General features: G+C 56.4%; 20 protein-coding genes. 3 read left to right on the forward strand and 17 right to left on the reverse strand.

The features are described 5' to 3' along the window. Positions 1-241 precede the first annotated feature (241 nt). Complete coding sequence (locus tag HIJ39_RS12505) at positions 242-967, forward strand: EAL domain-containing protein (RefSeq protein ID WP_169100191.1); 726 nt, start codon at positions 242-244, stop codon at positions 965-967. Between the two features lie 303 nt (positions 968-1,270). Here HIJ39_RS12505 and surE read toward each other — a convergent pair whose 3' ends face one another. Further along, positions 1,271-2,008, reverse strand: coding sequence for a 5'/3'-nucleotidase SurE (gene surE, locus HIJ39_RS12510; protein WP_169100193.1), 738 nt, complete (start codon positions 2,006-2,008; stop codon positions 1,271-1,273). Between the two features lie 242 nt (positions 2,009-2,250). Here surE and HIJ39_RS12515 point away from each other — a divergent pair, with 242 nt between their 5' ends. Then, positions 2,251-2,940 (forward strand): response regulator, encoded by a 690-nt coding sequence (locus HIJ39_RS12515; RefSeq protein ID WP_169100195.1) that lies wholly within the window; start codon positions 2,251-2,253, stop codon positions 2,938-2,940. A 471-nt stretch (positions 2,941-3,411) separates the two neighbouring features. Then, entirely contained in the window at positions 3,412-3,579 is a 168-nt protein-coding gene (locus tag HIJ39_RS12520) for a hypothetical protein (protein ID WP_169100197.1), read from the forward strand. 77 nt (positions 3,580-3,656) lie between these two features. On the opposite strand, the gene HIJ39_RS12525 is transcribed toward HIJ39_RS12520, so the two are convergent. From HIJ39_RS12525 to HIJ39_RS12600, 16 genes are all read right to left on the reverse strand, one after another. Continuing rightward, positions 3,657-3,806 carry a hypothetical protein gene (locus HIJ39_RS12525; RefSeq protein WP_169100199.1) on the reverse strand — a complete coding sequence of 50 codons (150 nt, stop codon included), beginning with the start codon at positions 3,804-3,806 and terminating at the stop codon, positions 3,657-3,659. A gap of 12 nt (positions 3,807-3,818) precedes the next feature. Next, positions 3,819-4,637, reverse strand: coding sequence for an undecaprenyl-diphosphate phosphatase (locus tag HIJ39_RS12530; protein WP_169100201.1), 819 nt, complete (start codon positions 4,635-4,637; stop codon positions 3,819-3,821). 309 nt (positions 4,638-4,946) lie between these two features. Next, a complete protein-coding gene (locus HIJ39_RS12535) occupies positions 4,947-6,053 on the reverse strand; it encodes an ABC transporter ATP-binding protein (RefSeq protein ID WP_169100203.1) in 1,107 nt (368 codons plus the stop codon). Beyond that, positions 6,050-7,756, reverse strand: a complete 1,707-nt coding sequence (locus HIJ39_RS12540) for an ABC transporter permease (protein WP_169100205.1) — start codon at positions 7,754-7,756, stop codon at positions 6,050-6,052. Before HIJ39_RS12540 ends, HIJ39_RS12535 begins: the two co-directional genes overlap by 4 nt. Further along, positions 7,753-8,820 (reverse strand): ABC transporter substrate-binding protein, encoded by a 1,068-nt coding sequence (locus tag HIJ39_RS12545; RefSeq protein WP_169100207.1) that lies wholly within the window; start codon positions 8,818-8,820, stop codon positions 7,753-7,755. The genes HIJ39_RS12540 and HIJ39_RS12545 overlap by 4 nt, the downstream gene beginning before the upstream one ends. 630 nt (positions 8,821-9,450) lie before the next feature. Next, positions 9,451-10,032 carry a nitroreductase family protein gene (locus HIJ39_RS12550; protein ID WP_169100209.1) on the reverse strand — a complete coding sequence of 194 codons (582 nt, stop codon included), beginning with the start codon at positions 10,030-10,032 and terminating at the stop codon, positions 9,451-9,453. Positions 10,033-10,111: 79 nt separating this feature from the next. Continuing rightward, the gene (locus tag HIJ39_RS12555) at positions 10,112-10,654 is read right to left on the reverse strand and encodes a hypothetical protein (protein WP_169100211.1); all 543 of its coding nucleotides are present in this window, start codon (positions 10,652-10,654) and stop codon (positions 10,112-10,114) included. Between the two features lie 81 nt (positions 10,655-10,735). Beyond that, positions 10,736-12,046, reverse strand: coding sequence for an extracellular solute-binding protein (locus HIJ39_RS12560; protein ID WP_169100213.1), 1,311 nt, complete (start codon positions 12,044-12,046; stop codon positions 10,736-10,738). Between the two features lie 92 nt (positions 12,047-12,138). Further along, positions 12,139-12,951 carry a carbohydrate ABC transporter permease gene (locus HIJ39_RS12565; protein ID WP_169100215.1) on the reverse strand — a complete coding sequence of 271 codons (813 nt, stop codon included), beginning with the start codon at positions 12,949-12,951 and terminating at the stop codon, positions 12,139-12,141. Positions 12,952-12,979: 28 nt separating this feature from the next. Continuing rightward, positions 12,980-13,870, reverse strand: coding sequence for a carbohydrate ABC transporter permease (locus HIJ39_RS12570; protein ID WP_169100217.1), 891 nt, complete (start codon positions 13,868-13,870; stop codon positions 12,980-12,982). Between the two features lie 79 nt (positions 13,871-13,949). Continuing rightward, positions 13,950-15,023 carry an ABC transporter ATP-binding protein gene (locus HIJ39_RS12575; protein ID WP_207711649.1) on the reverse strand — a complete coding sequence of 358 codons (1,074 nt, stop codon included), beginning with the start codon at positions 15,021-15,023 and terminating at the stop codon, positions 13,950-13,952. 415 nt (positions 15,024-15,438) lie between these two features. Then, entirely contained in the window at positions 15,439-16,176 is a 738-nt protein-coding gene (locus HIJ39_RS12580; RefSeq protein ID WP_169100219.1) for a VIT1/CCC1 transporter family protein, read from the reverse strand. Between the two features lie 17 nt (positions 16,177-16,193). Then, positions 16,194-17,867: a sensor histidine kinase gene (locus HIJ39_RS25415; protein ID WP_169100221.1), complete on the reverse strand. Its 1,674-nt coding sequence runs from the start codon at positions 17,865-17,867 to the stop codon at positions 16,194-16,196. Further along, positions 17,864-18,547, reverse strand: coding sequence for a response regulator transcription factor (locus HIJ39_RS12590; RefSeq protein ID WP_169100223.1), 684 nt, complete (start codon positions 18,545-18,547; stop codon positions 17,864-17,866). The genes HIJ39_RS25415 and HIJ39_RS12590 overlap by 4 nt, the downstream gene beginning before the upstream one ends. A gap of 284 nt (positions 18,548-18,831) precedes the next feature. After that, complete coding sequence (locus HIJ39_RS12595) at positions 18,832-19,005, reverse strand: hypothetical protein (protein WP_169100225.1); 174 nt, start codon at positions 19,003-19,005, stop codon at positions 18,832-18,834. Further along, positions 19,002-19,733 carry a COG4280 domain-containing protein gene (locus tag HIJ39_RS12600; protein ID WP_169100227.1) on the reverse strand — a complete coding sequence of 244 codons (732 nt, stop codon included), beginning with the start codon at positions 19,731-19,733 and terminating at the stop codon, positions 19,002-19,004. The genes HIJ39_RS12595 and HIJ39_RS12600 overlap by 4 nt, the downstream gene beginning before the upstream one ends. Positions 19,734-19,824 lie beyond the last annotated feature (91 nt).

Genomic DNA, 19,824 nt, shown 5'->3' on the forward strand with positions numbered 1-19,824 from the left:
GCCGCGTCTTCTCCTCAGCCAGTGTCAAGGCGAACTTCCGCATCCGTTGGGGTAGCGCTCGGAGAAATCGTCGCGCGCATAGTGCGTCCTCCTCCTATCGTTTGGGCATTCGTGGACCATTTTAGGGGCCGTGGGGACATCCGTACGCCAACGATCACAAAAAAGTGCCGTCGTAAAAAAGGACTCCGCGGATCAGTGCCGAAGGCGACACATTACGACAATTTTTGGGTGGTCTGCCAACATGGATGAAAAACAGCTTTGGAGCGCATTACAACCCATCGTGGATACGGATACCGGGCGCGTCGTCGGGCATGAAGCGCTCTTACGGGGACCGCAGGGATCGTCGTGGGAGTCGCCAGCCGCACTCTTCGCCGCTGCCGCACGCCTCGGCCATCAGGTCATTCTCGAAGCCAACGCGCGGCATTTAGCGGTGCAACGACTGCCTGATTTGCCTCCCGATCAGCGCTTGTTTGTCAATATCGACGCCATGGTCCTGGACATGCCGGCGGCGCCGGGGCATCCCGCGATCCTCCCCCATCGAGTGGTCTTGGAAATCTCCGAGCGGCAGCCCATTGTCGATAACCCGGCATTATGGGAGCAAGTCGGCATGTGGCGGGAGTCAGGGTTTGCCATAGCGCTGGATGATTATGGCGCGGGTTTTATGGGCCTCGGAGCACTTTTGAAATTGCGGCCGGACCTCCTCAAGTTGGACCGAGTCATCGTCCAAGACGTCGATCGCGATCCCGTACATCGCGCGGCGGTGAAAAACATGGTGGACTTGGGGCGCGATCTGGACATTACAATTATCGCTGAGGGAGTCGAAACCCTCACGGAGTACTGGGAGCTACGGGCAAGCGGCGTCCGCTACATGCAAGGGTTCTTGCTGCGTAAACCCCAGCGCGCGCCTGTGGCGGGGCCCGTTTGTCTTCCACCATTCTTGGGGGTGGCCGATCCACTCCTGGGTTAGAGTGGGGAATTGTCCTTGGCGATGGGCGGACTGCTCAAGTCGCAGCGTCGCTTGACGTCCTGCCCGGCGAGCCTGAAACTCCTGTCGTCGTCCGCCCCCATGGCTCTTCGGACCGACACCTCACCCGTATCGAGCATGTTGGTAGAACCGTGGGGTAACGCTTCGCGACCAGGTCACCTTGGTTTCACTAAGGTTTAAAAACCGCCCGTCAAAGCAAATCGCAAACGAGGCGGGCAACAGTCGCAATTTGGGCATAATTATCCGGTATCCCTCAGCGAAAATTTTGCCTGCCAACATCCTCTCTTATCCAACTGATTGCCGCTTGGATCCGGCCGTATAATCGGGAGCGGCAATCCTGGGTATGACCGGCACATGGGTCAGTACGGTCCAGCCGGCACTCAGCAACGCGATATCTGAATCCGCATCACCTTCGTATCCTGTCGGGGCAGATGCGAGCCGTACGATATGCTCATCGCCTTGGAACTCCTCCCATGACAGCGCATCATCAAAGTGTGCGCGAGAAAGGCGGGCGGTCATCATGCTTTCCCCTCCGAAGACCGGAAAATTGACGGAAATAATGGCCTCCGTTCCAAACTGCAAGGCTTCGTCGATGGCAACGGATCCATGCCGCCGCAGCAGTTGCTGAACCTCGGTCCAACGGTAGTCAGGTGCGGAAAATGCGACCGCCGGAATGCCGCGAATGGCCGCCATCCGTGCAGCTCCTACGGTTCCAGAGGCAAACGTATCGCACCCAAGATTGTGGCCGTGGTTGATTCCTGAGAGCACCACATCGGGTTGAAAATTCAGGAAGGAGACGGCTATACGGACGCAGTCCGCTGGTGTCCCGCCAACAGCCCAATGATCGTCTGACAGCTGTTTGACGGATAGAGGCTTTCCGAACGTTACGGCACCTGACTGCCCGCTGCAGTTTGACTTGGGTGCAACTACCAGCGTCTGGTGGCCCTCACTGCGGCACCAGCCAGCCAAGATGGAGAGCCCTGCCGCCCCAATCCCATCATCGTTTGTCACCAAAATTCTCACAACATCCCCTCCTCGCGCGTGCTCTCTCCATAGAGAATCCTTGCGTTGCGCTTTCAGCATAAACGGCCAACATGAGGATCCGATTACATGCGGATTAAGGTTTCGAGAAAGTTGGATTAAGGCCATTTCTTTTCTTAAGTTTAATCATCCCATCATCAAACCTTAATGCGTATTCCTTACGCTAAGAAAGACCCTGATCCGGTTCTTGCCCTTATGACCGCATCTTCTCAGGAGGGAGCCGCATGAGCCGCACGATCCTGGTTGTTGACGACGAGCCCGCAATTTGCGAGCTGGTCCGATTTCACTTAGAACGAGACGGGTTTCGCGTACTGACGACCGACAATGGGCTGGACGCTCTGATGATGCAGCAAGACCACCAACCCGATCTCGTGATTTTGGACGAAATGCTGCCCGCGTTACCCGGATTCGACGTGCTCCGCCGTCTCCGAGCCGAATCCCAAGTGCCGGTGATTATGCTGACCGCTCGCAAGGAAGAAGTGGACCGTGTCGTCGGATTAGAGTTGGGCGCTGACGATTACGTGACGAAGCCATTTTCTGTGCGGGAACTCATCGCTCGGGTAAGAGCCATTTTCCGGCGGCAAGAGCCGCCCGTCAAGACATTGGCGTTTTCGAACAACGGTATCACGGTGCGCGTCGAGGAACAGCGGGCGCTGGTTGACGATCAGCCGATAAACCTGACGGCCACAGAGTTTCAGATTTTGGCACTGTTCATGAGACACCCCGGACGGGTTTTCTCTCGCTCTGATCTCTTCGCCTCGGTGTGGGGCTATGACAGCCATGGGGACACGCGGACGGTCAACGTGCATATCCGAAACCTTCGGGACAAGCTCGGTGCCAAGGGCATGCTGATTGAATCCGTGCGGGGCGTTGGATATCGCCTCAATGCCCATGCCCAGGAAGACAACGCTTGAAAGAAATGGGGCGTCAGTCTATCCGTCCTCCCACGGAACGGAGAACGCAGCACTAGCGGCCTAAGAATTGGATGAGAACCAGACACCGTTTCGGGACGCTCGATTGAGATATCGAGCGCTCGGGAGCGGCAAACGGATAATTAGCCGTCACCGCTGAAACGCCTTCCTAAGCTAGCCATGATTTTTTTGCGTCCTTCGCACCGTCCGTCGTTCCTCCTGTATCGGTCATCGCCTATTGGCATCCCCACCCACGACCCACCACCGCACGTCGGAACAGGCCGTGGCCGCTTCATTGTCCTCCTGAACGCAGCGATCCATCCCCGTCATCTCATCGTTATGGCTCAAGATCCTTGGGCCCGTTTGGTTTTCGAATTCCCCGAACCTTAATGAGACGCTAACGTGACGATCATGTGCTCTTCACCCTAATCCCGTAGACTCGAAATCAAATCTCGATTCTAGGAGGAAAGCGATATGTCTCATTCCACACCGTTAGCGATCTGCCTAGACTGTCTCGACACCATTTCTGCCATCGACATTTTGACCACCCATCAGGCGAAGCGCTGTCCTCAATGCCATAAATCTTGGCGTAAGCGACAGCAGGAGTTCGTCGATGAGCGCAAACTCGCCATAAAGCGATGACAAATCCATACCACAAGGACACCGAGAGCGGCCGATGCGGTCGCTCTCTTCCCTTTCGTGGGAAAACCGGGGGCAACTCATTCTTGGGCTGATCCGCGATATCGGGAAATCATAACCACGGACACGACACCGAAGCCGATGCCGGTGAGCACTGCTGCCCGCCAACTCCCCCCCGCGGCCACCGTCGTGAGGAACCCCATGAGGAACCCGGCTGTGAGCGACTTCATGTGCCTTCCCTCCTAATGAATCAGCGCGAGACCGAGGACGCCAAGTGCCATCGACACGAATGCGAACACACGCAACCGATGATGCTCGAAATACCGCATAAGAAAATGGGTGGAGAGCCACGCCACAAGAGCCGCCACCATCCCTCCGATCAAGGACGGCATCATGAGGCCATGGGTCCCGCCGTGAGAGAGCTTGGGTATTTCCACCAATCCTGCGGCTAGAATAATCGGCGTGGCCATGAGAAAGCTAAAGCGGGCCGCATCCTCATACCGCAAACCAAGACCAACCCCACCCGTGATCGTGCTGCCAGAGCGGGACAAGCCAGGAATGAGCGCCAAAACCTGAAATAGCCCGACCTTAAGCGCTTGTCCGACCGATAAGTCTCGAAGCCGGAGATCTTTGTGCATTCGAGTATGCCAGCGGTCGCCTACGAGCATAATAAGCCCATTGATCACCAAGAAGGCGGCGGCCAGCACGGGCCGACCGAACAACGCTGACAGGCGATGCTTAAGCACCAGGCCTACCAAGCCCGCGGGAATGGTCGCCCAGACAACCATCCAAAACAATCGGCCGTCGGTCGTTCTGCGGCCCCGAATCCACGCGATAAACCCTTTGAACAGCCTTCGCCACTCTGCAAAGAAATACACGAATAGAGCTAGCGCAGTGCCGAGATGCAAGGCCACCAGAAATGGAAGATAGCGGGCGCCGCTTGTCGGTACCGTTAGAGAGGTGATGTGCGGCAGAATGACGAGAATGCCAAGACTGGACAACGGAAACAGCTCGGCGATGCCCTGAATGAGTCCCAATAAAGCGGCCGTAAAGACGGTCACGATATGTCCTCCTCGGAATGGATTAAATGCGGAGCGTAAACCATTGCGGGGGCGCCGGAACCAAAGACGTTTACTTGCCGAGGCTCAACCGATAAAAGCTTTGAATGGCACCGACCGCCTCCACAGCGTATCAGGCGCCGATGAACCCATCATTAACGGCGAATAAAGGAACGGTTAACATTCGGCAAACTTGCTGGCTATCTCTTTCGCTCCCCGCTCCCTCTTGGCTCCATGTGCGGAATGTTCCGCTGGACATGACGTGTCGTCCACGGAAAGCGTCGGCGAAGCTCGGAGTAGGTGTCTCACGGTCTAGGGACCCACACCCCGCTTCCGTTCCATGGCGGGCTGCTGCTCTCTGTCGTCCGCTTCGTCGACGGGATAGCACCAGAGCCTCTCAGGGTTAAACTGTACTGTCTCGCGCTCTTTCGGCGGTCGGTCAAGGTAGAAATGGAGGGTGTTATTGCCATATTGCCCAGTGACGAGAAAGTAGTCGCCCATATATCGAACCTGTGAGACCTGTACATCTATCCCGGGTTCTCGCGAGGATGTGACATAACAGGAAGACGGGCGGATGACTGTCATCACCGCCGTTCCCACTGGCAGTCCCGTTGCGGGGATGGAAACGCGGCAACTCTCAAGGTCAACCACCGCGTACTGGCCTCGGCTTTCCACCACACGGCCTGGCCACAGTGTGACCAGCCCCATCAATTGGGCTGCAATGGCGCTATCGGGCCGCTCATAGAGCGTCTGCGGCGGGTTCACAGAGATGACCCGGCCTTGGCTCATCACGGCAATGTTGTCAGCCATAACCAGGGCCTCAGTCGGGTCATGGGTTACCAGAATGACGGTCAAGTGGAGCTTCTTGAAAAGGTCGCGGAGTTCGTGTTGCAACGTCCTGCGCAGCGCCGCATCCAAACTGGACAGCGATTCGTCCAACAACAACAGACGGGGATCCGGAGCTAAGGCACGGGCTACCGCGGTGCGTTGCTTCTGGCCTCCCGAGAGTTCATGAGGATATCGATCCTGCAACCCCTCTAAATGCAGCAACGTGAGCAACTCCTGAAGTCGAGCCTGCACCCGATCGGTTGACCAGTGTCGGACGCCCAATCCGAAGGCGATATTTTGGCCCACCGTCAGGTGGGGGAACAGGGCAAAATCTTGAAACACCATACCGATTTGCCGCCGCTCCGGCGGCAGGAAGTAAGTTTGGTCGCGCTGAAACTCGATATGGTTCCAGTGAATGGTGCCTCGGTCAAGCCGTTCCAGCCCGCAGATAGCCTGCAAGAGTGTGGTTTTACCTGACCCGCTGGGTCCGACAATGGCATGCACCTGGTGATCGGCCAACACCAACGACACATCGTTGAGGGCATAGACCTCGCCATACCGTTTAGAAGCCCCTAAAATCTGTAAACTCATACGGCATCTCTCCTCTCGGATGACGGACGCGTGTCGCGCCATGTCCCCATCCATCGCGATTCAACCAGACGCCACACCGCTGCAAAGGTTAGCGCCACAATCATGCCAAGTAGCGTTAGTGCCGCCCCCACGCCATAATTGAAATTGTGGAATTGGTGGACAATCTCAACCGCCAACGTGGGCTCTCCCGGCGGGTAAAGCAGCTCTGATGTCGGCAATTCAAAGAGCACGCCGGTCACCACCAGCAAAAAGGTGGATCCCAAGGACGGCAATACTAACGGCACGGTGATGCGAATCACCCGGGCAACTCGGCCAACCCCGAGAATTCGCGCAGCTGACATGATGTTGGGATCGATTTGCGCGAACGCCGCGCTCAGCATCCGCACCACAAACGGCAGAACACCTGCTGTATAGGCAAGAACCAGCACCCATCGCGTACCGTAGATGTTAATCCCAAGATTAGAGACCCATCCCGCGTTCCATGCGAAAATATAGGAAATTCCCAACACAAGGCCGGGAATGGCTATGGTGGCCGTCAGCCATCGAGTCACAGCCTGAGAGAGTTCACGATCCGCCATGGCGGACAGATACAGGCCAATGGCCAGAGCCACCGCGGCCACTCCCAGTGAATACTCCACCGATCGGCCGAGACTGCCCGCCAAGAGCGGGACATGTAGCGCTAAGGAAAAATTGTGCAACGTGAGGTGGCCCAACCCGGTTCCCGAGAGATTGCGGGTTAGCGCAATCCACAAGTAACTTATCAGCGGCACCAAAAGCCCCATGGCGAATATCACAGCAAAGACCGCTGTGGTAAGCCAAGACCGCTGTTTATGGGCATGCAGATGGCGATTGCCATGGAGCACCGAGAAGCGGGCGCGCTTGGAAACCGTGGTTTTCTCCAAAAGCTGGGCTGCCGCCACGATGGCCATCAGCGCCAAAGATTGCACCGCGGCCAATCCGAAGTTGGCCGGAAACGTGCTAAGCGACTGATACATCAAATAGGACAACAAGAGCCAATGTGAATCATAAGCCAGAGTGGCCGCGACGCCAAAATCGCCGGCAGCCTCTGCAAAAATGATGAAAAAGCTTGCCATCAATGCGGGCCGCAACAACGGAAGGATCACGCGCAAATAGACGGTGAAGGACCCGGCGCCCAAGGTGTGCGCGGCATCGCGAAATTCGTCCCCCATTCCCCGCAGCGCTGCATCCACGGTAATCATGGCAATCGGCAGCAATCGAATCCCCAGAACGAAACCCACCCCGTATGGGCTGAAGAGCAGTGGAAAGGCGGTGTTATGCAACCCAAACACGCGATCGAACAATCCGTTGGGCATGCCCATCAGATCAAATCCTTCAGCGATGACGAAGGTTGGTGCCAGAAACAATGCCCATGTCAGCAGCGGCCAAAGGGGACGCCATGCTGGCGGTCGTCGATGGTACAACACCATCAGCAGGGCCCCGACGACCGTTGCCGACGTTGCCACGGACAGCGCTAATACCGCACTATGCATCATGGCCGTTGTGCTTAGCGGGTCCTGCAGAAACCCGGTGAATGCTTGAAGGGAAAAGCGGTACGCTCCCCCTGTTTGCAGGCCGGGAAGGACAGCCTGCAACAGCAGCATGACCACGGGATAGCCCAGCAGAATCCCCAAAATCAGGAGGACATTAACCCATCCGAATGCACGGATTTTGAGTTGCCTCATTGCCCGACAATGTTGGTGGTGAACCATTGGGTCCAAGATGCTTGATGTTCACCGCCGTATACTGGGTTAACATTGATCCATTTGGAGGGGTTGCCGCCCCGCGCCGGCAATGCCGACTCGCCCTTAATCACGGGGTCGAACAGCGAGTCCGATCCAGCAGCCGTCTCATCCTGCATCACCTGTTGGCCCTTGGGCCCGAGAACGAAGTTGACAAATAGTTCCGCTGCTTTGAGGTCGGGGGCATTCTTGGCGATGGCCATATCAGAAGGCAGCATTGCGACCCCACTCGTCGGATACACCACACCGAAATTCGGGTCGCTTTGCACCAATTTCCATTCGGCCGAGTCCTGAATCATGCCAATGTCGATGGCACCCGATTGAAGCGCTTGGACGGTGTCTCCATTTGTGCTGTAAATGTGCAATCCATTGGCTTTCAGCTGCTCGAAGAACTTCTCGCCGCCCGCCACGCCAAATTCTTGGAAGATACCTGCCACAAACGGGAACGTCGGGCCGGAAATGGCGGGGTTGTTCATGCCGATCTTGCCCTTGAATTGAGAGCTGAGGAGAGCCTTCCACGTATGCGGTACTTCACTCTTGAGTATAGCCTTTTTGTTGTAGACAATCGCAGCCGCGGCGGTGACACCAGTTGGAAAGTAGGCGTGATTGGAAGGCAGCAAGCTTCGCCCCAGGCTGTTGTATCTCGAGAGGTTGGCCGGGCTGTATCCCGTGTAGAGCATGTTGCTCTGCGCTAGACTGGCCATCGGTTCATTGCCGTCGAACCATATGACATCCCATTGCGGATGCGTGCCTTCACTCTGAACCTTGGCCAGCAGAGGACCGGTGGACATGTCATCCAACTTTACCTTGATGCCGGTGGCTTTTTGAAACGCGGTCGCTTCGGCTTGATCATATCCCTGGGCCGAATACAACACCAACTGCGCGGGCTTGGTGGCTGATGCGTTAGAGTGACCGGCGGATGTATTCGCAGCAGCGCCACATCCAGCTAGCAAGGGCCCTGCCACTACCACAACGGCAACCATTTTCTGCCAACCGCTCAAGATCATCTTAAGAAAGGCCTCCTTGTGTTGTACCGTTTGAGGAAAGTCTAACAGCGTCGTAATTTGCGCGGGTTAACGAACGATAAAGGAATCCCAAAGGTCGCGTTAAGGATTAATAAAGGCCGAAACAGTGCCGGTGTATAGGGGCTCACTGGAGGGAAGCTTCCCTGCGGACCCTGCGACTATCTATCCAAACGAAGCTATGGAGCGCTGGTCGTTGAACGCCATGGGAAGGCGCTGTCATTAAGACTGTTGTCGGTGTGGATGTGGCCAAAAAAAATGTCCGCGAAGGCCAAGCATTCCACGACAAGGGCCGGCCGTACGGGCCTGCACTTTCAGGTTCTCCATACGATGGAGGGCTTTTCGCGGTTTCATGACTGGATTAACCAAGTGGGCATGTGTGCCCACCCGCGTCACGTTCACCGACCGGTCAAAATCATCATGTTGCGTGGCCGATGCGGACGACCACGACTATGCCTAGGGAAAGATGAAGCCGACGCGGTCGACTGCCTGCCCTCGGCAATCTGATGGCCCCCCGGCCCTCCTTTGAGAGTCCGGGACTCTTCCCTGTTTGTGTGCTGGGTCTGATGCCGATGTAGGGCAATCAGCCCTTTTTGGATAGTTCCATTCTGCGGGTTATAAACCGTCGTCCCCGGCAAGCCAGACAGTCTTTTCGGCGGCCGGCGTCCGACGGCGTTTTACCTCGCGTTGTGCAGAGTAGCCCAAAAACAACGCGCCTACAAACGTTGCCCCCTCGCGTACCCGCAGCGCCTTTCGCACTCCAGGAAAGTCGTAAATCGCGCCCGTACGCCAGATGCTGGCTAATCCTAAGCTTTGGGCCATCAACAAAATGTTTTGAGCGGCGGCCGCCGATGCTGCAAAGTTTTCCTGCGTCGCTTTCTCGTTACGGCCTGCATCGGAATACACGGCGACAATGGCCGGCGCACTAAAAAGCTTTTGGCGCTCCTTAAATGCTTTGGCCTGTGCCACGGCCGCATCGATCCCGGTTGCCCGCTGCACCATTTCTTCCTTAACAATCCGGGCCAACATCTCACGTGCATCGCGGGTCACCACGTGGAACGACCAGGGTTCAGTCAAATGGTGGTTTGGTGCCCACACGGCTGCATCCAGACAGCGTTCAATGAGGTCAACACTTACCTCTTTCTCGGAAAACACCTTAATACTGGCCCGACTTCGTATGGCCTCTTCAATGAGCATCCTCACGTAATCCCTTCATTTAAGTTATCTTGTGATCACTTTTGCTGGCCGCCGTTGCGGTTCCGTTGCAGTAGCCCAATCAGACCTTGCATGACTTCCAAAGATAGCCACGCTGCGGCACGGTGATGATATGGGATGGACCAATGCGTCCGCGGACTGCCCGCACACCACTGCGAAAATTGCTTTCCCGGACAAAAGGCTGTCCCCAGAGGCTCAGTTGGCGATTAATCTCTACCAGCGAAACTGGGCTGTTTACACCAGTGGTGCTGATGGCCCGCAAAATCCACGACGCCCGGGGACTAATGGAGAGAGGCACATCGTGGTGCCAAACCTCCCACCAATTGTTCCCCCAACGAAGGCATGAGGTGTGCGGCGGGCCATCGTCGACCTCTCCGACAAACGCGAAATGCCCGTCCCCATCCCTCCTTGTACCGGAGAATGACAACTCGACCGGCAGATGGTACTCGCTCGCGGCCCACAACAGGGGAGCCCAATCATCCGGTTGCAAACGGCTTGGATCCAATACCAGACGGTCGATCCGCCCTTCGATAATAGCCTGCCATGTGTCCACGACAAATTGTCGCGTAGACATTCTCCGATTGTCGTAGGATTGTGTGGCCATTGAATACACCTCCCGGCACGAGACCCTTTGATATCAGGACCTCCCAACCGCGATCTCAGCCAGGAGGTCCCGATGGTAAGGTTAGAGAGCGCTTTGTCCGCTCAGGTACGAATCAGCCTGCTTCTGAAGTGATTGCAGGGATTGCTGTACCGTGGTCCTCCCGGTCACCGCGTTGTAAAACGCCGTATCCAGCGCGCTTTGCACCTCTTTATAAGCCGTTGGCACAGGGCGCGGAATCGTGTAGGGCGATTCCAGGGCTTGGGCGGACACTAGAACTCCAGGATTTTTTGCAAAGAAGCTCTGGGGAATGGCCGCAAGCCCAGCCCGAGTCTCAGGCGGGTAGCCGGAATGGGTGCCCCAATAGGCTTGCACCTTCGGGCTAAACCACCACGAAATAAAGGTGGTCGCCGCTTTGTAGTCTGCCGGCGTGTGGTCCACCATCATGACAAAGCCCAGGCCTTGATCCAAGTTGGCGCTGTGTCCGGTTGATCCCGTCGGATAGCCGGCCACGCCGACCGGAAATGCCCCGTGGGCCGCGTTGACCTTTAAGAAATACCCCGCCGACGTGCCGTCGGCAATCGCGATCTTGCCTGCGCCGAAGTCCGCTGCGATCGCGCTGCCATGGGCAAAAATCATCTCCTTCTGCTGGTAGAGATTGCGGAAGTAGCTGAAGGTCTCTCTTGCCGCGGGGGAGAGAAAGTCCACTTGCTTCGTCCCGGTGCCGGGTTTGAACAGTTTTCCGCCATTGGATAGGAAGGGTGGCAAGATATGCGCCGATGAATCCTTCCATGCTAAGGGGATGACCCCCGGCACGCGTTGCTTTATAATTGACACATCCTGTGCTAGTTGGGTCCAGGTGGCAGGGAAGCTCTTAATACCAGCCTTCGCAAATATCGCTTTGTTATAGACCAACTCGGACACCTTGGCGTTGGCTTGAATGCGATAGTGCTGGCCGTTGACCTCGCCGTTGCTCCAAACAACGGGAAAGATCGAGTTTCTCTCTGCCACCGGGAACCCGCTGAAGTACTTGTTCCATGACACCAGTGCATGGGCCGCCAGAAAGTTTCCGTCATAGTGGCTAATCCAGGCCACCACCGGGGCATCTCCCGCTGCCAGCGCGCCCAAGGCCTTATGACTCGCCTTGGTAATGGTCAGGTTCACTTTCACTCGTTTGTGAGTCTGATTAAACTCTTGAATGAGGTGTGCTAGTGCAATCCCTGGGGGATTGCTCGACGAGTGCGATTCCCAAAACGATATCGTGACGGTTTCCGCTTTTACCGACGCTCCGGCAGCGTTTGCCGCTCCGGTTCCGCATCCAGCAAGCACCACAGTTCCGGCCGTAAGCGCGGACATCATTCCCAACTGTCGTGCCATCGCCTTTCCTTTTTTCACGCGTGCTCCTCCTCGTGGGTGACAAGTCCGACCTCGGGGGTACACCACTTCTTCCCTACATCGCCATCACATCCTTTCATTCAATAGGGTGTTCAATCCTTTTGTCCCACCTCGCCACCCGCCACAGCGCTTACAATGTGTCGTTGGGTGAACGCAAACACGATCAGGATCGGCAGGAGCGCTATGAGCGCAGCAGAGGTCAAGTCACGCCAGTGCGACTGGTAGGCTTGCATGTAATGGCTTAACGCCAGCTCAATCGGCTGGAGTTGGGGGCTGACCGTCATAATGAGTGGCCATTGAAATTGATTCCACGAGGAGATGAATGTCAGAAGCACCGTAGTCGCCACGGCAGGTCGTGCCAACGGCACCGCCACTCGCCTGAGGTAGGTCAGCGTTCCGACCCCCTCCAATCGCGCGATCTCGCGATAGCTGACGGGAAGTTTCATGAAAAACTGGCGGAACAGGAAAATGCCAGAGGTGCTGGCCGCAAAGGGCACGATCAGCCCGGGATAGGTGTTCAAGAGATGCAGGTGGTACATCACCACATATTGCGGAACCAGCAACGCTTGCTGCGGCAGCATCATCACACCCAGCGTCAGATAGAAATACAGGGAGTTGCCCGGAAACTTCAGTTCCGCCAGCGCATATCCAGCGAGTGCACTGGTAATGACCACCAAGAGGATGGTCGAGGTAGAAATGAACACGCTGTTCAACACGTACCGCGACCACGGCGTGTGGGTCCATACGTAAAGAAATGGGGCCCAATGAAACAGGGGACGCCACACTGGAGGAATGCTGTAGGCCGCTCCTCGCTTTCCCGTGGCGATGACAAACACCCAGTAGATGGGCGCGGCCATGAGAGCGGCTGCGACAGCCCGCAACCCATACGTGAGCCATTTCATCATTGCATGCGTCCTCCCATCGGTTCTTCGACTAGCGGTAAAAAACCATGCGGTCGGCAATGAGCTTCTGAATCAACGTCATGCCAAGGATGAGCACAAACAGCACCAAGCTCATCGCCGATCCGAGCGAAAAGTGGTCATATAAGAAGGCAGTTTGATAAATCAGCAAGGAATCAGTGGTCGTGGAAAACGCTGGCCCGCCTGCCCCACCGTGGGGGCCTCCTGTCAGCGTGTAAATCTGGGAAAATGTTTGCATGGTGTTGATCGTAGCCAGGACGATGACGAAAAAGGTAATCGGGCTGATGAGAGGCAGCACGACCCGCCGAAATGCCAGCCAGCCGCGCGCTCCATCCAACTGTGCGGCTTCCATTACTTGCTTGGGAAGGGTGGAAAGCCCCGCGAGGAAAAGAACCGTGTAGAGGCCGACCGAGTGCCAAACGGTGTAAATCATCACCGCTGGAAGGGCCCAATGGACACTGGCCAACCATCCCAACTGCGGCAGGTGCAGAAGGCGCAGGACCGCGTTAGCCAACCCAAAGTTGGGATCGAAGATCCACACCCAAATAATCGACGTCGCGACCACCGGTGTGACGTGCGGTAGAAAAACCAACGCCTGCGAGAATCCCCCGCCCCGCAGGTTCCGCGCTTCCCGAAGCAAAAGTGCCAACGCTAGCGCTAAGAGCGTGGTGACGGGAACCACCAGAACGACGTAATAGGCGGTGTTTAAGAGCGACCGCCAAAAAATCGGCTGGTGAATGAGCACCGAAAAATTGTGGAGTCCCACGAAGGTACTGTCGTTCGCAAAGATGTTCCAGTGGAAAAAGCGATATAAAGTAGAAACAATGCCGGCCCATAGTAGAACACCAAGAACACCAAAAGACTGGGGAGAATGAGCCCGTACCCCACTACCGTTTCCTTCCATGGGCGACGGATTTGCTCCAGCCAGGACATCCATGAAGGACTTTGTCGGCGGCCAACAGCGATGGCGTTCTCACGATTGGTCATACGGCGTCCCCCGACTCGAGGCTCAGCGCCTTCCCGGGGCCCTCGCCGACACGTTGGCCGCTTCGACGGTCGAACCAATGTACGTGATCCCATGGCACAGTCAGCAGCATCTGCCGCCCCGGCGCCGTATTGGCGCCTTCCGTTGTCACCCAGGTAATCCTCACATCCCCCCACGTTCCGTGCACGTGGTATCGGGAACCCAGTGTCTCAATCGTGCGAATGCCGACCGCCATGTCCAACCCCGCTGGGATACTGCCTTTCACGTGGGCTCGTTCCGGCCGAAACCCGAGCCATAGTTCCGAGGTATCCCGTGGCCACGCCTGCACCACCCGAGCGGGAACCGCAATTGTCTCACCTGTAGCCCCATCCACCCCAACCCGTCCATCGGCTGTGCGGCGGACAGGCACCAGATTCATCGGCGGAGACCCCAGGAACTGCGCTACAAAAGAGGTTTGTGGCCTATGGTAGACCTCTTCGGGGGTGCCGATTTGAAGTATGTTTCCGTCTTTCATCACCACCAAGCGGTCCGCCATCGTCATAGCCTCCGTTTGATCATGGGTAACGTACATTGTGGGAATGCGCAATCGCTCATGCAAATGGCGCAATTCAACCCGCATACGTTCGCGTAGCAGGGCATCAAGATTGGAAAGAGGTTCATCCATTAGAAACGCGTAGGGATTTCTCACCAGAGCCCGTCCAACGGCCACCCGTTGGCGCTGTCCACCCGACAACGCCCCCGGCTTCTGCCGCAGGAGATGCCCAATCTCCAGCAATTCTGCAACGTCCTGGATGCGCATATCAAGTTCGGCTCGAGCCACTTTGTGTGCCCGCATACCGAATGCGAGATTGTCATAGACTGTCATATGCGGATAGAGTGCATAATTTTGAAAGACCATGCCAATGTTGCGCTCATGCGCTGCCATCCGTGTCACATCGCGATCGCCGAACCACAGTTCTCCAGAAGTAGGGGATTCCAGCCCAGCCACAATGCGCAACAATGTCGATTTACCGCACCCCGACGGACCTACCACGACCACAAATTCTCCGTCCCCAACTTCCATGTCCACCATGCAACACCCGAGTTGCTCCGAAGGATTTTCGAATTGCCTGAAGCCTAATGGCTGCCATGTCTGACTCCTTTCCGCGTGGAAAACACGCCTCGTATGGAGCCACTATATAAAGCGCCCTTAAGAATCCCTTAAGAACTCGATAAACCATCGGTTAGCATTGCATTAAAATTTCTTTACGATCGAGGCCGTCATTGTCCCCATTCCACAACAAAGAGGGTGGTCCAAACTGGGGAATCCTGGTCCTGCTGCCTTCTTTGATCCGACCGCGAATACGGTTCCTGTTGGGGGGCTTAGCGGGAGGGCAGGAATAGCTTTCAGAGCGTCATCCGTTGAGTCCATAAAAGCAAACGGTCCCGGCCTATGAGGCGTGCGGGACTGTTTGCAGTGTATTGCCGTCTCTTTTAGACGTTCAGTGCTACCCAAACAGCGGGGCAATGAGGCTCCCCGCGCCCATGCCGATTGCCGCGGCAATCGTCGCGACAATCAAGAATGAGATAGCTGACCGCCACCATTGTTTGCCGGTGCTGCGGGCCGTAACGCCGCCCAAGCCAAACGCTGTCAAAGCGGAGAAAATTAAAACCCAGACAAAGACATGCTTGGGACTTGAGCCAAAAAGCACGGGCAATAGCGGCGGCAGTGAGCCGGCGGCCACAGCCAGCGCCATCAGTCCGGCGTTCTTCCATGGATTTTCGAAGGATTCGGGAATGATACCCAATTCATCGCGCAGCATCAAGCGGAGCCACAGGTCCTTGTCACGCTGAAAGTGCGACAGAAAAATATCAACCTCTTGCGCACTGAGACCATAGCCATGATAGATCTGCCGCATCTCATTCAACTCTTCATGCGGTTGTTCCTCGATTTCTCGGCGCTCGCGGCGGATCTGCGCTAGTTGATACCCAACTTCTGCCTGTGTGGCCAAATAGGACCCTAAAGCCATCGACGAGACCGCCGCGATAATTGCAGCCAGCGTGCCACCAAGCACCACGCCTTTCGACGAACCAGCAAAGATGAGTCCTGCCACCAATCCCACCGTGGCGACCAACCCGTCATTCATCCCGAACACCATCTGCCGCAGGGTCGTGCCGCCGCTGCCATGCCAAATTTCGTCTTCATAATTGGCGGGGTGGTCGTTTACAATAACCCCCTGTTCCATAAATAACCTCCCGTCCTTTAAAGATCTCCCTGTACGGATTGAAAGGCAGGCCCTTGCTTGTTGACTCCGCTCTTCCAGCAAAACTCATTGCCCCGTTCTTCACGAAGCACCACTTCCCCCAGGACGAGCCGCCGCTCAGTACACATCCCTCCGTTCCTCATGATTGTCACCAACCTGTTTAAGAAATGTCTCAAAATCTGATAAACGTTGTGTTGCCGTTTGATTAAATTTGAAGGAAGATACGGCCCGACTCGGGGGAGGATAGTTGTCGAAACCACAAGGTAACCTCGGTCGTCCCGTCCGCAGAAGTCATGCCGATGGTCCCATGCTGGGCGCGCATCAATGACTGCGCCAAAGAGAGCCCCAGTCCCGTACCCCCTTCCACGACACGGGCCTCCTCCCCCCGGTAAAACCGGCCGAAAACCAACGGCATTTCGTAAGCGGGGATGCCCTTTCCGTTGTTTCGCACCAAAATCCCCACGTACCCGCTTTGCACATCCCAGCGCAACACCATGGCGATTTGACCCCTGACGGGATCGCTGTATTTGAGAGCATTTTCCATAATCGTCCACAGAGCACGCCGCGCGAATTCGGGATACGCCCGTCGGTGCTCTTGCCTCAGCGTTCTCGCCTAGCCAAATCCTCGCTTTGGATAGGAAAGGGTTGACCAAGGTGGGAAAAGTGCGGGCGGCTTTGGTATACACCCAAGTCCCGCCAGCAATGTGCTCGTCGAATGCTAGATTGATGCGTTCACCCGCGATGGCACGGGCGTCATCGTAGACTTCTTTAGCCAGTGTCAGAAGGTCAAGTGGCATTAACAGCCGAGGCGGCAAGTTATGAGCATGCTCCATGGTCAATAGATCATCCACTAATCGGGACATATCTAGGACGGTGCGGTCGATGGCTGCGAGAGACTCCTCGCGAACCGTCCGGTCGATTTGCTCTCCAGCCTTCACCAAATCGAGATTCCCGCGAATCACGGCCATCGGGGTGCGCAGATGATGCGTGGCATCCGCCAACAGTGCCTGGTCACGCTGGCGCCGCTCCTCCAAGTCCGATAACAATCGATTCAAAAGCCCCGCTAAGTCATAGAATTCGTCACGGCCGGAAGACATGGGGATCGGCATGATACGCCCTGCGTCCAACATGCTCCGGACGCCTGAGGTAAGAGATTTCAGGGGAACTAATGCACGGCGCGTGGTCCACCGCGCGGTCGCGACGCCGGCACCCATGCCGGCCAAGGTCACGAATAACACCACCAACGACAGTTCCCGCAATAGCGCCGCGTCAGAAGAAAGCGGCCAATCAATGACAAAGGTGGTGTGCTTCACGGTGCGCGTGAGCTGGTAACTGACCGGATTCCATAAAAGGCCTGTGTACGGCAGCTTGGGTGGCGTACCCAATGCATTGGGGGAACCGTCGATGACGCGGGCGCCTCGAACAACCCAGATGCGCGGATCGGTGCTGCGACTGTATGCATCCAACACCACCTCGATCGATTCCGTCTGTTGCGACGTTAAATTTCCGAGAATCATTCGGGTGTCGAACTCTGCGTCCCGGTATAGATGCACGGCAATGGCCGCCAAGGTCACCGCGGCAAAGGACATTAAGAGTCCAAGAATCGCTGCCACGAATTGGCGAGTCAGGCGCGCTCTGATCGAGCTCCGACGAGTCCCGTTTGTCCGCGTCATTCGATATCCCGCACCAGATACCCGACGCCGCGAATGGTGGCGAGCACCACTTCGGCCCTGGTCCAATCAATCTTGTGGCGCAAATAGCCCATATAGACGTCAACCACCGCGGATGAGCCACGGTATCCCCATCCCCACACCCGTTCGAGAATCATGTCGCGGGTCACCACCACCCCGACATTTTGCAGCAAGTACTGCAACAGAGCGAACTCTCGGGCCGTCAGTTCGACCGGCTGGTCTAAAACGCGAACTTCATGGCGGCGCTCGGAGACGCGCAGGTTTCCGACCGAAAGCCAGTCATCCTTGACTTCCGGTGCTGTGCGAAGCCGCCGGATGAGCGCCCGCATGCGGGCCAGCAGTTCGGACATGGCGAACGGTTTGACCAGGTAATCATCCGCTCCGGCATCCAGTCCTTGCACCCGATCGATTACCGCATCTCGCGCGGTCAGCATGAGGAGCGGGACATCCGCCGTTTGACGAATGTGTTGGCAAACCTGCATGCCATCCATGTCAGGCAACATCAAATCCAGCAGCACAATATCAACCGATCGGGATTCCATCGCCTTGAGTCCGTCACGTCCGGTTCTTTGCCACAGAATAATCCAATCATGGCGCCCCAGTTCTAGAATTAGCAGCCGGGCGATGCGTGGATCGTCTTCGATTAACAGGGCTGAAGGCATTATAGTGGGGGCTTGGCGGAGTTGACGCCAAAGCCCCTTCCCCCTTTCGCCGTGGATTACTTGGGCGAAAGAGATGCATACGAGTTCGGGATCATCCTGGTGGAATAATGACATTATACCAAATTCAAAACCAGAAGCACGATTTTTGATTGCAAAGACATAAGACATCAAATAGCCAGCCCTTCATCCGCCGAAACAAATGCGCCGGCCGCCGTTGCTACGAGAGTTTTTTCTTCTTGGGGGAATCTCTACCGGGCAAGCCATCAATTGATAGTTGAGACGAGTTAGCGGGTACTGTACCACAACGACCCTGCGACCACCAAAAAAATCGCCAATCCGCCGGCCTCTTTAGCCCCGGCCCGTGCCACGATCAGCCCGATGGCCAACGCAACCAGCACCAAAATCGCCAGTTTGGGATCGTCCACGAACAGGTCGTATACTTCCTTCAGCCACTTCACGACGCGGCCTCCTTCCGTGCAGACGGGCGTTTCTTCAGGGACGCCACGAGCAAGCCGCTGACGGCCAAATACCCCGCAATCAACAGCACAATGCTCAAATCCTGGCCCGGCCACAGGACCCCCAACGACTCGCCCGCCCAAAAGCTGCCGAAACTGGTCAACATCGTCCCGACCACAAACTTCATCACGTTCTCAGGCACCTTCGCCAGCGGCGCTCGGAGCATGACGCCGGCCACGAGCACCAGTACGAGGCCAATGGCGGACCCGACGATGGCACTCGGATAAGCCTGGGCGGCGGAACCCATGGTCAGCACGATCACCACCACTTCAAGGCCTTCGAGAAACACCCCGTTGAAAGCTGTGGCCTGGGCCGCAAACGTGTTGCCCTTGTTAGCCTGCAACGATCCCAATTGCTTTTGATAGGCTTCGGTTTCATTATGCAAGGATTTCTTGCCCGCAAAGCGCAGAATGGCTTTCCGAAGCCACTTAATACCGAACAGTAGCAACAAAACCCCGATGACCCCACGCAACACATTGATCGGTACGTAGTGCAACACCCCAATGCCCAAGATCCCCGTCAACACAGACAACGACAGAATTGCCAGCAATGTGCCGCGCATCGCGGGACGCCAGCCTTCCACGGTGCCGACTGCTAATACGATGGTGAGGGCTTCGACAAATTCGACGATAGAGGCTAATAGAGCGGCAACCAGGACATACCAATTCAACCAAGAGCCCTCCTTGTCTCAAGCTCATTCCATGATACCGGAGGACAACCTGTACGTTTGTTAAGGCACGATAAAATATTGGGATCGGCGG

Origin of the sequence: Sulfobacillus harzensis, assembly GCF_012933365.1 — a bacterium.
GTDB lineage: Bacteria > Bacillota > Sulfobacillia > Sulfobacillales > Sulfobacillaceae > Sulfobacillus_B > Sulfobacillus_B harzensis.

Excerpts from the sequence above, each read along its gene's own strand:
- HIJ39_RS12505 (WP_169100191.1), top strand. The coding sequence starts at position 242 with ATGGATGAAAAACAGCTTTGGAGCGCATTACAACCCATCGTGGATACG.
- HIJ39_RS12515 (WP_169100195.1), top strand. The coding sequence starts at position 2,251 with ATGAGCCGCACGATCCTGGTTGTTGACGACGAGCCCGCAATTTGCGAG.
- HIJ39_RS12520 (WP_169100197.1), top strand. The coding sequence starts at position 3,412 with ATGTCTCATTCCACACCGTTAGCGATCTGCCTAGACTGTCTCGACACC.
- HIJ39_RS12525 (WP_169100199.1), bottom strand. The coding sequence starts at position 3,806 with ATGAAGTCGCTCACAGCCGGGTTCCTCATGGGGTTCCTCACGACGGTG.
- HIJ39_RS12535 (WP_169100203.1), bottom strand. The coding sequence starts at position 6,053 with ATGAGTTTACAGATTTTAGGGGCTTCTAAACGGTATGGCGAGGTCTAT.
- HIJ39_RS12540 (WP_169100205.1), bottom strand. The coding sequence starts at position 7,756 with ATGAGGCAACTCAAAATCCGTGCATTCGGATGGGTTAATGTCCTCCTG.
- HIJ39_RS12545 (WP_169100207.1), bottom strand. The coding sequence starts at position 8,820 with ATGATCTTGAGCGGTTGGCAGAAAATGGTTGCCGTTGTGGTAGTGGCA.
- HIJ39_RS12550 (WP_169100209.1), bottom strand. The coding sequence starts at position 10,032 with ATGCTCATTGAAGAGGCCATACGAAGTCGGGCCAGTATTAAGGTGTTT.
- HIJ39_RS12555 (WP_169100211.1), bottom strand. The coding sequence starts at position 10,654 with ATGGCCACACAATCCTACGACAATCGGAGAATGTCTACGCGACAATTT.
- HIJ39_RS12565 (WP_169100215.1), bottom strand. The coding sequence starts at position 12,951 with ATGATGAAATGGCTCACGTATGGGTTGCGGGCTGTCGCAGCCGCTCTC.
- HIJ39_RS12570 (WP_169100217.1), bottom strand. The coding sequence starts at position 13,870 with ATGGAAGGAAACGGTAGTGGGGTACGGGCTCATTCTCCCCAGTCTTTT.
- HIJ39_RS12575 (WP_207711649.1), bottom strand. The coding sequence starts at position 15,023 with ATGGTGGACATGGAAGTTGGGGACGGAGAATTTGTGGTCGTGGTAGGT.
- HIJ39_RS12580 (WP_169100219.1), bottom strand. The coding sequence starts at position 16,176 with ATGGAACAGGGGGTTATTGTAAACGACCACCCCGCCAATTATGAAGAC.
- HIJ39_RS25415 (WP_169100221.1), bottom strand. The coding sequence starts at position 17,867 with ATGACGCGGACAAACGGGACTCGTCGGAGCTCGATCAGAGCGCGCCTG.
- HIJ39_RS12590 (WP_169100223.1), bottom strand. The coding sequence starts at position 18,547 with ATGCCTTCAGCCCTGTTAATCGAAGACGATCCACGCATCGCCCGGCTG.